Source organism: Mesorhizobium sp. WSM3864, from assembly GCF_002294955.1.
In the GTDB taxonomy this organism is placed as follows: domain Bacteria; phylum Pseudomonadota; class Alphaproteobacteria; order Rhizobiales; family Rhizobiaceae; genus Mesorhizobium.
Genome location: NZ_NSGD01000001.1, coordinates 486,104 through 498,043, shown reverse-complemented (window position 1 = coordinate 498,043; position 11,940 = coordinate 486,104). Strand labels below are relative to the sequence as shown.

Below are 11,940 nucleotides of genomic sequence, written 5' to 3'. Positions count from 1 at the left end.
TTGTTCAGATCTTTACCAGCATCGCCGTGAGGTACATGAAGCCGACCCCGGCTGTCAGCCCGGCCATCGCAGCCGGTGCGAGCAAGGCGCGCGAGCCATCGGGGCGCTGGCGAAGCTGCAGCGAAACCATCTCGACGATCACTTGCAGGATCGCTCCGGCGCCGATCGCCAGCGCCAGCGCCGACCATTGTGGCGCATAGGCGAGGCTGCCGATCCATAGGCCGACGACGGCCGGACCTCCCGCGAGCAGCGTCAACATGGCGAAGGTCCTGAGCGGCGGTCGCTGCTTCAGGATCGGGGCGGCGATGGCGATGCCTTCGGTGATGTTGTGCAAGGTGAAGCCAAGCACCAGGAACGTGCCGAGCCCGGCTGCGCCCGAGACGAAGGCTGCGCCGATCGCCAGCCCCTCGCCGAGATTGTGCAGGCCGATGCCGAGTGCGATGAAGGTGGCAAGCGCCAGCCCGGTCGGTGTCCCGCTGCGCCGGCCTGCCGCCATGAGCAGAAGGAAACTGGCGGTGGCTGCGAGTACGATCATGGTCGACCCCTGGAACAGGGCGGCTGCTTCGCCGGCCAGTTCGAACGCGTCCTCGAGCGTGTCGACGAAAAGGAAGGCGAGCAGACCGACGGTCATCGACAGGAGAAAGTCCATGCCGTTCCGCCCGACCCCGCGTAGTGCCGGATAGAACATCAGGCCGATCGCCACGGGCAGGATGCCGACAAAGCCGCCGAGCACCGCTTGCGCGGCAAAGCTAGGTGAACTGCGCGTCGGTGTGGGTACGGCGACGGCGATATCGTGCCCGAATGTTGTCCCGGTACTGGTTACGACATTGATCGCATGCGCCTCCCCCAGCACCCAGGGGTATGGCAGGCTGATCCATGCCGTTGCGCCGCGCGCGATCGGGCCCGGCGGATCCTGCGTGAACTGCCAGTAAGCGTCGTCGACCTGGACCTGGGCGATCGTCATCGGTTCCGACCCGCCCGCCCGCACGAGGATTCGAATGCCGTCGTTTCCGATAATCGTCCGCTCGAAGGTCAGGTTCTCGACCGGCGGCGCGCCGTTGCGAAAGCTCGCCAACGGGTCGGAAGAGACCATCCACGCAACCGCGAGCCCGAGCACGGCAAACGGCAGTACGATCCATAGCAGAGAGAGCCAGCGCGGCCGACCGGCCTGTGTATCCCGGGAGGTGCGACTGACATCGGTCACGACAAGGCCTCCACGACGTCGAACATGCCCGACCAGCCGAGTTCCGTAAACTCCGACTGGTGGGGATGGAACATGTAGAGGCCTGGCTCGTGCTCCCTGAAATGGAACTCGAGGATACCGCGCTCGGCCTGGCACTGGGTGATCAGATCGACGGTCCTGAGTGTCGGCGTCAGCGTCGTGCCCTGATTGTAGTAGTCGAAGAAATTGGCATGCAGATGGAAGGAGTTGATCGGGTCGAACTCGACCACGTTGACGAGGTAGATCCGGACAGGCTTGTCCTTCAGCACCCGTATCGGCTTCTTCGCGTAGGCATGGGCGACGGTGTTGACGGCATAGACCTCGTTCTCGTTGTCGAAATTGGTGTCGAAGGCGTTCATCACCATCACGAATTCCTGCCAGCCGGCATTCTCGGGCGTGCCGAGCAGGCGCGAACGGGCGACTGCCTCGTGCTCCGGATGCCGGGCGGGATCGGGATCGATGATGAACGCGCCGTACATACCTTTCTGGATGTGCCGCTTCAGCGGCAGCGCATGGCAATGATAAAGGTGGCAGCCGAACGGCCTGGCATCGAACTCGTAGACGAACTCCTCGCCCGGCCCGATCAAACCGGCGCCGGGAACGCCGTCCATCCGTGCTGCGTGAATGCCGTGGAAATGCATGGAATGCGGATGCGAGCCGTTGTTGCGGAAGAGGATCTTCAGGCGATCGCCTTCGGTGGCCCGCAGCGTCGGCCCCGGCACACGGCCATTGTAGGTCCAGGCGGGGAACAGGATGCCGGGCGCGATCTCGATCTCCTTGTCCTCGGCCGTGACCTCGAAGCTGCGCAGTGTCCGCCCGTCCGGCAGCGTCGACACCGTCCCGGTCTCCCAGTCGCTCAGCAGCTTCACTGGATCGAATCCGTTGCGGCTATCCTCGACCTCGCCGACGGTGATCATCGCCCCATGCGCGGACAGGTGCGCCGGCTGCGGTTCGGCCGCCCCTGGCGTTCCGTGACCGGCGTGGTCGGTCTGCCCGCGCGCCGCGGTCGCCATCACCGCCGTGCCGCCGGCCGCCAGGCCACCGGCCAGAAGCAGCCTTCGATCGAGCTTTTGTTCCAGCAGCGATTTCGTTTCGCGCATATCCGCGTTCCTCCAAGGCACTGGCAAGGATAGCGCATGCTTCAAGATTTAGCTATAGCTATAATTCTGGCGCGTGCGCACCTGGGAAACCGTCAGCGGCACCGGGACAAGAGAACCGGCCTGCCGGCCCGCCTGTGGGAAGAGTTCCGGCTGGCGGATTTGGCCCAATGGCGGACCAAAGCTTTGCGCCATTTCGGGTGCGTCGCGGCTAACGTCTTGTTTCAGCCAACCTATGGGTTTATTTGATGGACATGCTTCGAGCCTGAATCCCACAGGCGTGAAAGGATTCCCCATGAGCGGCATCAACGACTACATCGACAGCGAAGTGAAGAGCAACGACGTCGTGCTCTTCATGAAGGGCACCCCCGGCTTCCCGCAGTGCGGGTTCTCCGGCCAGGTGGTGCAGATCCTTGACTATGTCGGGGTCGACTACAAAGGCGTGAACGTGCTGACCTCGGCCGAGCTGCGCCAGGGCATCAAGGACTATTCCAACTGGCCGACCATTCCGCAGCTCTACGTCAAGGGCGAGTTCGTCGGCGGTTGCGACATCGTGCGCGAGATGTTCCAGGCCGGCGAGCTGCAGGATTTCCTGGTCGAAAAAGGCGTCAGCGTCAAAGGCGCCGCCTGATTTGAGCTCGCGCTGGCCGGCCCAGCCGGCTGCGCCGTGACATCCGGGGCCGCCCCACCTCGGCACTTTGGCTTTCGAACTCGAGAACGAGACGAATTGATGCGCCGGTCGACCGGCGCGTGTTCGTTTGATTGATCGGATTTTGCCGTGGACAATCAGGCACTAGCGCAGCAGTCGGCAAAAAGCTTACCCATTCCGCGCTGGGAATTCATTGCGCTCTGCGCGGCGCTGATGGCGCTCAATTCGCTCGCCATCGACATCATGCTGCCGGCACTGCAGCAGATCGGCGCCTCGCTCGGCGTCGAGAATGAAAACCACCGCCAGTATGTGATCACAGCCTACATCCTTGGCTTCGGCACCGGTCAGCTCTTCTTCGGTCCGGTTTCCGATCGTTTCGGCCGCCGTGCGCCGCTGGTCGCCGGCCTGATCATCTACGTGGCGGCGGTAGCGGCCGCTGCTGTTGCTCCGACCTTTGCCACCCTTCTCGCCTGCCGTGTCGTGCAAGGCATCGGCGCGGCGGCCACCCGCGTCATCGCCGTCTCCATCGTGCGCGACACCTTCGAGGGCCGCCGCATGGCCGAGGTCATGTCGCTGATCTTCATGGTGTTCATGGCGATACCGGTCGTCGCGCCCGGCATCGGCCAGTTCATCATGCTCTTCGCCACTTGGCACTGGATCTTCGTCACCATGGCCGTCGGCGCGCTCATCGTGTCGGCATGGTCGCTGTTGCGCTTGCCGGAGACGCTGCATCCGGAATACCGGCGGCCCTTAACCGTCAACGCCGTCGTCGGCGGTTTCCGCATCGTGCTCACCAACCGCATCGTGCTTTGCTATGCCTTTGCCAGCACCTTCATCTTCGGCGCCATGTTCGGCTTCATCAATTCCGCGCAGCAGATCTATCTCGAAGTCTTCCATGTCGGCGAGCTGTTTCCGCTGATCTTCGCCGGCGTCGCGGGCGTGCTCGCCTTCTCGAACTTCCTCAACGCGCGGCTCGTCGGCAAGGTCGGCATGCGCCGCCTGTCGCAGAGCGCGCTGCTGCTCTTCCTCGCCATCAGCCTGGTCTGGCTCGTCGTCTCGCTGGAGATCGAGATGCCGCTCTGGCTGTTCATCGCCTTCTTTGCCGGCGCGATGGTTCCGTTCGGCTGTCTCGGCGCGAATTTCAACGCGCTTGCGATGGAGCCGCTCGGCGAGCTTGCCGGCACGGCGTCCTCCATCCTCGGCTTCATGCAGACCTTTCTTGGCGGCCTGCTCGGCACGCTGATAGGCCAGGCCTATAACGGCACGGTCACGCCATTGGCCGCCGGCTTCTGCAGCGTTTCCCTCGCTGCCCTGCTGATGATCCTGATCGCCGAGCGCGGAAGGCTGTTCCAGCCCCACAATCCGCCGGTGTGAGACCTCGCCTACGGCCAGGCGGTCAGGATTTTCGTTCAAGCGCAGCCGTGAAGCGAGGCGAAAGTATGCGCCCTGCGATCGCCTCGCCCATGCTCTCGGTAAAGGGTAACGGCAGGGCCTTATCGAGAGCCTCGAGGACCGAGGCAACGAAGGCTCTGTTCAATGCGTCGTTCGATCCGAGTGCGGAGAAGGTCGCGCGCGGCTTGCCAATGAGCGTTCCGTCTCGGCGGAGCGAGAACCGCAGGGTCAAGGACAGACCGGCAGTTCCGCGAGGCGGCCGCCAGCAGGCGTAAATGGCAGCCGACATTTCCGCTATGGAGTTTACGGGATCGCGACTGCCGCAGGCGCGCTCCCGTGCCGCTGCTTCGTCAGCACCCGTGATCGTCACGGCGATGGCGAGAGCCAGAGCGACCATCGCGGACCGGGTGCTCATTTACATCTCCGGATTTGCGTGAGGTTGTAGGTCGACATCTTCCAGCCGACCGGCTGGCCCTCGCTGGCGCAATCGATCCTATTCCGCCCAGAGCTCGCGCCGCAGTTCGTTCCAGCTATCCTTGTCTGGCGCAACCAACAACCCGCCGTCGACATGCGACGGCAGATAGGCATCGCCGTCGATCCGCGCCGCATAACCACCGGCTTCCTGATGGATCAGCACGCCGGCCAGATGGTCCCACGGCATCAGCTTGTTGTAGACGACGAAATGCGCATGGCCGCTCGCCAGCAGCCGGTATTCGTGCGCGGCGCAACGATAGCCGAACTGCGACAGCGCCTTTGTGTGGTTGCGAGCGAGCCGCGAGCGCTCCGGTTCCTTCAGATACTGCCACGAGATCGCGCCGGTCATCTCGGAGATCGGCACCGGCTCGGCGACCCGCACCCTGTCCAGCGCGCCATGTGCGTGGCGGATATGGCTGCCCGCCCCCCTGGCGCCGATCAGCCAGTCCTTCCCGATCGGGTCGTGGATGATGCCGGCAACCGTCTCGCCGTTGACCACGACGCCGAGCATGACGCCGAACAGCGGCACGCCGGAGGCGAAGTTGAAGGTGCCGTCGACCGGATCGATGACGAAGGCCAGCGCGGCATCGCCGAGCCCTTTGAGCAAGGCCGGATTGTCGGAGCAGGTCTCCTCGCCGACGATCATCGCTGTAGGGTAACGCTCGCGCAGCCTGGCAGTGATCAGCCTTTCGGCGTTGACGTCCGCCTCCGTAACCAGATCGGCGGCGGACGTCTTCTGGCGAATATCGCCCTCGCCCAACCGGCGAAAGCGCGGCATGATTTCGGCCCTGGCTGCGTCAGCTAGAAGCTCGGCCAGCCAGTCGATCGCTTGCATGTCAAACGTCATCGGAAATGTCTTTTCCCATGGTAAGGCGCGCATCGAGCGCGGCGAAGTCGAACAGTTTTCGGTCGAGCAGATGCGAGGGTCGCACATTGGTCATCGCGCGGATCATCGTGTCCTTGCGGCCAGGCATGTGCTTCTCGATATCGTCGAGCATCGCCTTCATGGCGTTGCGCTGCAGCCCTTCCTGGCTGCCGCAGAGATCGCACGGGATGATTGGGAACTTCAGTGCATTGGCGAATTTCTCGAGATCTGCCTCGGCGCAATAGGCGAGCGGGCGCAGAACCATGACGTCGCCCTCGTCATTGAGAAGCTTCGGCGGCATGGCGGCGAGACGCCCGCCATGGAAGAGGTTCATGAAAAAGGTTTCGAGGATGTCCTCCCGGTGGTGGCCGAGCACAAGCGCGGTGCAACCCTCCTCGCGCGCGATGCGATAGAGGTGGCCGCGCCTCAGCCGCGAGCAGAGCGAGCAATAGGTGCTGCCCTCGGGCAGCTTGTCGGTGACCACCGAATAGGTGTCCTGGTACTCGATGCGATGCGCAATGCCGTTGGCGCCGAGGTAGTCCGGCAGGATGTGCTTCGGGAAATTCGGCTGACCTTGGTCGAGATTGCAGGCAAGCAGATCGACCGGCAGCAGCCCGCGCCATTTGAGATCGAGCAGCAAGGCAAGCAGGCCATAAGAATCCTTGCCGCCGGAGAGCGCCACCAGCCAGCGCTCGCCGGGCTTGACCATGGCGAAGTCTTCGATCGCCTGGCGCGTGAGCCGCAGCAGCCGCTTGCGCAGCTTGTTGAACTCGACCGAGGATGGCACGTCGCGGAACAGCGGATGGAATCCGCCTTCCGGCTCGTCGGCGATCGGCTCAAGCGATTTGACCTTTGGCAGCATATTCATGGCGCAGGTGCCCACGGTTCTGTTGCCGCTTCGCTTAGAGCATTTTGCAGCCAAGTGGAATCACTAGCCGTCGCGGAATTGCGGCTAAAAAAATGACCAGGGTGGAATTGCCGCCGTGGCCGACGCGACAAACAAAGAAAAGGCCGCCTCGAGGGCGGCCTTGGATGGGTGTCGCCGATTGGTCGGATCAGCGCGAATAGAATTCGACGACCAGGTTCGGTTCCATCTGGACGGCGAACGGAACATCCGCCAGGCCGGGAACGCGGTTGTAGGTCGCGGTCATCTTGTTGTGGTCGGCCTCGATATAGTCCGGCACGTCACGCTCGGCCAAGCCTACCGATTCCAGCACGATGACGAGCTGCTTCGACTTCTCGCGCACCTCGATGACGTCGCCCGGCTTGCAGCGGTACGAACCGATATTGGTGCGCTTGCCGTTGACGTTGACGTGGCCGTGGTTGACGAACTGGCGGGCCGCGAAGATGGTCGGCACGAACTTGGCGCGATAGACGATCGCGTCGAGACGCGACTCGAGCAGGCCGATCAGGTTCTCGGAGGTGTCGCCCTTGCGGCGGTTGGCCTCCTCATAGACCTTACGGAACTGCTTTTCCGAAACATCGCCATAGTGGCCCTTGAGCTTCTGCTTGGCGCGCAACTGCAGGCCGAAGTCGGAAAGCTTGCCCTTGCGGCGCTGGCCATGCTGGCCGGGACCGTATTCGCGCTTGTTGACCGGGGACTTCGGACGGCCCCAGATATTTTCGCCGAGACGGCGGTCGATCTTGTATTTCGCGGATTCGCGCTTGCTCATCGCATTCCCTTTCAAAACGATATACCCGGAACCCCTTGGCTCCGGGTGAAGGAAACGCGCCCTCCTCTGGCCTCCGTTTTCGAGGCCTGACAGGGTTTCCCACGCAACGCGACGGAAAACCCACGGGACACGTCAGTTCGAACAAGACCGCCGACAGAGTGGCTTCCGGTGAGGTCTTGCCCATGCAAAAGAAACCACCGGACGTCGCCGCCCGGTGTTGGTGGCCCTGTTAAACAGAGATTTAACCGGTGTCAAGCTCGTGTCGGCGACGCACCGGCTCAACCATTCTGCCGTCATGACGCCGGAGCCGGCGATGGCAGGCATTGGCATGGCCGCAAGCAGATCCGCCACGTCGTGGCATGCCGCGGGTTTCTATCTAGGCACCAACTTGAGAGCCAGGCAGCCACAAAGTCAGGACTTCTTGCTAGGCAGTCCCTTGCGTTTGGTCTCGGCGAACTCCTCGAGTTGCTTCTCGCTCATGGACTCGTACATCTCGCGCGAAGCACCCTTAAGCTCGGTTTTCTTGGTCTCGCCGCGCTTGGCCGAAAGGGCTGCGCCGGCTGCCTTCTGTTGGGCTTGCGACTTGGCTGGCATGCGATTTCTCCCTGTGCGGTGGTGGGAAGAGAAACGCTGCGGCGCTATCGCAGTTCCAGCTAGCGCGAGGTCAGCCCAAAGCCCTGGATGAGCCTGCGCGTGGCGAAATCCACCTTACCAGAGGTGAAGAGGGCGATATCGGGCTCGGTCTCGCCCGACGGTTCGCCGATAGGCTGCAGCAGCGACATGGCGCGCCGGGCAATGGCTTCCGCCGGATCGATCCAGTCGACCGGCCAGGGAGCGGTCTTGCGCATGCGGTTGGCCAGGAACGGATAATGCGTGCAGGCGAGCACGACGATGTCGGTGCGCTGCCCGTCGTGCTCGATGAAGCAGGGCGCGATCTCGGCGCGCACGGCTTCCTCGTCGACAAAACCTTCGCGCATATAGATCTCGGCCAATGCGGCAAGCCTGTCGCTGCCGACGAGCCGGACATGGCATTTCTGCGCCCATTTGCTGATCAGGTCACGCGTGTACTGGCGCTTCACCGTGCCCGGAGTCGCCAGCACCGAAACCAGGCCGGACCGCGTGCGCTCGGCCGCCGGCTTGATCGCGGGCACCGTTCCGACAAAAAGATGACCGGGAAATTTTTCCCGCAGCGCATCGATCACCAGGGTCGAGGCGGTGTTGCAGGCGATCACTGAGATCGCCGGCTGCAGACGGTCGAGCAATTTGCCGAACAGGGCGAGTATGTGCTCCTTGAGCGCCGGCTCTTCCCATGCGCCGTAAGGAAAAGCCGCGTCGTCGGCGACATAGACGAAGCGCCGATCCGGCATCAGGACGCGCGCCTCGCGCAGCACCGTCAGTCCGCCGACACCGGAATCGAACATCAGGATCGGACGCTGGTTTGATCGATCGTTCATTGTCATCCGACTACAGGAAGAAGCTGACCCGAGATTTGGCCAACCGCGCTTCTATCCTGAACGATCATGGTCTTGAAGTGGCAGATGCCAGCAGCTTTTGCGCAACTCAGAGCCCCCGCTTGCCGAAGCCGGCGGGTCGCGCGCGGCCAAACGGCTGCGGCGCCGGCGCCGGCGCCGGACGCGCGGGTTGCGCAGCAGTCCGTGGCGCAGCTGGAGCGACGCTCGCTGTCGCCCTCGCGGGGCGCGCCTCCGCCGGCAACGAGCCTTCAAAGTCGAAAGCCTCGGTCAGCTCATCGATGTTGCTGCCGGCCACAGGCTTTGCCCACAGGATCGTGCACCAGAGGCCGAATATGGCAAGGCCGAGCAGGTTCAGGCCACCGGGCGCGCTCTCAGGATTGCCGAAATCGATGACCAGAAGCGTTCCGGCCTGCAGCAATCCATAGATGCCGGAAAAGGCGATATAGGACCAGAGGATCCAGCCTGAACCATCGGCATTGCGGCTGCGGCGCCATGCGATGTTGCCGCGCAGCGCGACGAAGACGAGCGACACAACAAGCGCGGCGCCGGCCAGGCTTTGCCGCGACGGACCCGGCATCGAATTGATCAACCCCGCGAAGCCGGTCGTTGCGGCAATGCAGAGCACGATCGTTACCGCTTCCGCTATGAACAGACCTAGCGAATAGAAGAAGAAATGCAGACGGCCAATATTGGACGTAAACATCTGCTGCCCCATCGTTTCGAGAACGATGAACCAAACCGCATAATATTCGGTTACCTTGAAGGTTCGGAGCTTACGGATTTTAACTTTCTTTGTCCGTTGTTCGTTTGCGCGTAGCCGGCGCCCGCCTCGGATCGTCCCCCGGTGAGCCGTCGCCGCGCGGCATTGCCGGCGAAAACCTGTGGAGCGACGAGATGATGCCGCGCAGCACCTTCAACTCGGGCTCAGCGAATCCCGCCCGCGTCAGCACGGCGCGCAGATTGTCCACCATCTTCGGCTTCTTCTCTTCCGGGCGGAAATAGCCGCGCGCCTCGAGGGCGCCTTCGAGATAGGTGAACAGGCTGTGCAGCTGCTCCTTGGTCGCCGGAACGAGCTCCGGTCCGGCGAAGTTGGTCGCGGTTTCTTCGGCAAGGCCGGATTTCATCCATTCATAGGACATCAAAAGCACGGCCTGCGCGATGTTGAGCGAGGAGAAGCCGGGATCGACGGGAAAGGTGACGATCTCGTCAGCCAGACCAACCTCTTCATTGTAGAGGCCAAAACGTTCACGGCCGAAAAGAATCCCGGTGCGCAGCCCCGCCTGCTCGCGGGCCCGGAGCGCCCTGCCTGCGTCCACCGGGCCGCGCACCGGCTTGAAGCCGTCACGCTCGCGAGCGGTGGTGGCGAAGACGAAGTTGAGGTCGGCCACTGCCGAGGCAAGATCGTCGAACACCCTTGTCGCATCGATGACGTGGTCGGCGCGGCTGGCGGCGGCGCGCGCCTTCTCGCTCGGCCAGCCGTCGCGCGGATTGACCAGGCGCAGCTCCGAAAGGCCGAAATTCGCCATGGCGCGCGCGACCATGCCGATATTCTCGCCGAGCTGCGGCTCGACAAGGATGATCGCCGGTCCGGCGGTCTTGGCGGTGTCGTTTGCGGCTGGCATGGCTCTCCGTACATGGGATTTGCGGCGTTTCGGCGTCCCCTGCCACATCCGGCCCGGAAAATGAAGCATTCACAAGCGCGACACCGGTCTGCGATCGGCTGATCGCGGTTTGCGCGCTCAAAAAGGCTTTGATATACGCTGCCCAACCCCGGCCGAAGCCACGGGCAAGGCCGTTCAGATCCCCAGCAACGAGGCATTTTTTCCATGGCGAAGATCAAGGTGGCGAACCCGGTCGTCGAGCTCGACGGCGACGAGATGACCCGCATCATCTGGCAGTTCATCAAGGACAAGCTGATCCACCCCTATCTCGACATCAAGCTGGACTATTTCGATCTAGGGATCGAGAACCGGGACGCCACCAATGACCAGGTGACCGTCGACTCGGCCAACGCAATCAAGAAATACGGCGTCGGCGTGAAATGCGCGACGATCACGCCCGACGAGCAGCGCGTCGAGGAATTCAAGCTGAAGAAAATGTGGAAGTCGCCCAACGGCACCATCCGCAACATCCTCGGCGGCACCATTTTTCGCGAGCCGATCATCATGAAGAACGTGCCGCGCCTGGTGCCCGGCTGGACCAAGCCGATCGTCGTCGGCCGTCACGCGTTCGGCGACCAATACCGCGCCACCGACTTCCGCTTCCCGGGCAAGGGCAAGCTGACGATCAAGTTCGTCGGCGAAGACGGCAAGGTGATCGAGCATGACGTCTTCGACGCGCCCGGCGCCGGCGTCGCCATGGCCATGTACAATCTCGACGAGTCGATCCGCGAATTCGCTCGCGCCTCGCTGAACTATGGCCTGCTGCGCAACTTCCCGGTCTATCTCTCGACCAAGAATACCATTCTCAAAGCCTATGACGGCCGCTTCAAGGACATCTTCCAGGAAGTCTACGAGAAGGAATTCGAGGCCGAGTTCAAGGCGAGAAAACTCTGGTACGAGCACCGCCTGATCGACGACATGGTCGCTTCCAGCCTGAAATGGTCGGGCGGCTATGTCTGGGCCTGCAAGAATTATGACGGCGACGTGCAATCCGACACGGTGGCGCAAGGCTTCGGCTCGCTCGGCCTGATGACCTCGGTGCTGATGACGCCGGACGGCAAGACCGTGGAAGCGGAAGCCGCCCACGGCACCGTCACCCGCCACTACCGCCAGCATCAGAAGGGCGAGGAAACCTCGACCAACTCGATCGCCTCGATCTTCGCCTGGACGCGTGGCTTGGCCCACCGCGCCAAGCTCGACGGCAATGCCGAGCTCAAGCGCTTTGCCGAGACGCTGGAAAAGGTCTGCATCCAGACCGTCGAGGGCGGCTTCATGACCAAGGACCTGTCGCTGCTGATCGGCCCCGACCAGCCCTGGCTGTCGACCACCGGCTTTCTCGACAAGATCGACGAGAACCTGCAGAAGGCGATGGGGTAAGAAGTGCCGAGCCTTGTTGCCAGCGAAAGGGTCCGCCTTTGCGCTGGCAACAATGCCG

General features: G+C 62.9%; 13 protein-coding genes. 3 read left to right on the top strand and 10 right to left on the bottom strand.

What is annotated here, in order from left to right; all coding sequences use genetic code 11:
* Positions 1 to 4: 4 nt before the first annotated feature.
* Together CK215_RS02420 and CK215_RS02415 are read right to left on the bottom strand one after the other, a co-directional pair.
* Positions 5 to 1,204: a ZIP family metal transporter gene (locus tag CK215_RS02420; RefSeq protein ID WP_095779607.1), complete on the bottom strand. Its 1,200-nt coding sequence runs from the start codon at positions 1,202 to 1,204 to the stop codon at positions 5 to 7.
* Positions 1,201 to 2,322, bottom strand: a complete 1,122-nt coding sequence (locus tag CK215_RS02415) for a multicopper oxidase domain-containing protein (protein ID WP_095779606.1) — start codon at positions 2,320 to 2,322, stop codon at positions 1,201 to 1,203. The genes CK215_RS02420 and CK215_RS02415 overlap by 4 nt, the downstream gene beginning before the upstream one ends.
* Before the next feature lie 292 nt (positions 2,323 to 2,614).
* On the opposite strand from CK215_RS02415, the gene grxD reads away from it, so the two are divergent.
* Entirely contained in the window at positions 2,615 to 2,950 is a 336-nt protein-coding gene (gene grxD / locus CK215_RS02405) for a Grx4 family monothiol glutaredoxin (RefSeq protein ID WP_066995148.1), read from the top strand.
* A 192-nt stretch (positions 2,951 to 3,142) separates the two neighbouring features.
* A complete protein-coding gene (locus CK215_RS02400) occupies positions 3,143 to 4,342 on the top strand; it encodes a multidrug effflux MFS transporter (RefSeq protein ID WP_170950214.1) in 1,200 nt (399 codons plus the stop codon).
* A 22-nt stretch (positions 4,343 to 4,364) separates the two neighbouring features.
* On the opposite strand, the gene CK215_RS02395 is transcribed toward CK215_RS02400, so the two are convergent.
* From CK215_RS02395 to CK215_RS02360, 8 genes are all read right to left on the bottom strand, one after another.
* Positions 4,365 to 4,775: a hypothetical protein gene (locus tag CK215_RS02395; RefSeq protein ID WP_095829970.1), complete on the bottom strand. Its 411-nt coding sequence runs from the start codon at positions 4,773 to 4,775 to the stop codon at positions 4,365 to 4,367.
* A 78-nt stretch (positions 4,776 to 4,853) separates the two neighbouring features.
* Complete coding sequence (locus CK215_RS02390) at positions 4,854 to 5,681, bottom strand: inositol monophosphatase family protein (RefSeq protein ID WP_095829969.1); 828 nt, start codon at positions 5,679 to 5,681, stop codon at positions 4,854 to 4,856.
* The gene (gene ttcA / locus CK215_RS02385) at positions 5,671 to 6,567 is read right to left on the bottom strand and encodes a tRNA 2-thiocytidine(32) synthetase TtcA (protein ID WP_095779602.1); all 897 of its coding nucleotides are present in this window, start codon (positions 6,565 to 6,567) and stop codon (positions 5,671 to 5,673) included. The genes CK215_RS02390 and ttcA overlap by 11 nt, the downstream gene beginning before the upstream one ends.
* A gap of 187 nt (positions 6,568 to 6,754) precedes the next feature.
* Positions 6,755 to 7,372 carry a 30S ribosomal protein S4 gene (gene rpsD / locus CK215_RS02380; protein WP_066995136.1) on the bottom strand — a complete coding sequence of 206 codons (618 nt, stop codon included), beginning with the start codon at positions 7,370 to 7,372 and terminating at the stop codon, positions 6,755 to 6,757.
* A 411-nt stretch (positions 7,373 to 7,783) separates the two neighbouring features.
* Complete coding sequence (locus tag CK215_RS02375) at positions 7,784 to 7,966, bottom strand: DUF3008 family protein (RefSeq protein ID WP_066995133.1); 183 nt, start codon at positions 7,964 to 7,966, stop codon at positions 7,784 to 7,786.
* 59 nt (positions 7,967 to 8,025) lie between these two features.
* Positions 8,026 to 8,826: a glutamate racemase gene (gene murI / locus CK215_RS02370; protein ID WP_067328310.1), complete on the bottom strand. Its 801-nt coding sequence runs from the start codon at positions 8,824 to 8,826 to the stop codon at positions 8,026 to 8,028.
* A 106-nt stretch (positions 8,827 to 8,932) separates the two neighbouring features.
* A complete protein-coding gene (locus CK215_RS31595) occupies positions 8,933 to 9,547 on the bottom strand; it encodes a hypothetical protein (RefSeq protein ID WP_210201663.1) in 615 nt (204 codons plus the stop codon).
* Between the two features lie 79 nt (positions 9,548 to 9,626).
* Positions 9,627 to 10,466, bottom strand: coding sequence for an RNA methyltransferase (locus CK215_RS02360; RefSeq protein ID WP_095829967.1), 840 nt, complete (start codon positions 10,464 to 10,466; stop codon positions 9,627 to 9,629).
* Positions 10,467 to 10,670: 204 nt separating this feature from the next.
* Between CK215_RS02360 and CK215_RS02355 the strand changes: the two genes are divergently transcribed.
* Entirely contained in the window at positions 10,671 to 11,882 is a 1,212-nt protein-coding gene (locus CK215_RS02355; protein WP_066995124.1) for an NADP-dependent isocitrate dehydrogenase, read from the top strand.
* The last annotated feature ends 58 nt before the right edge of the window (positions 11,883 to 11,940 follow it).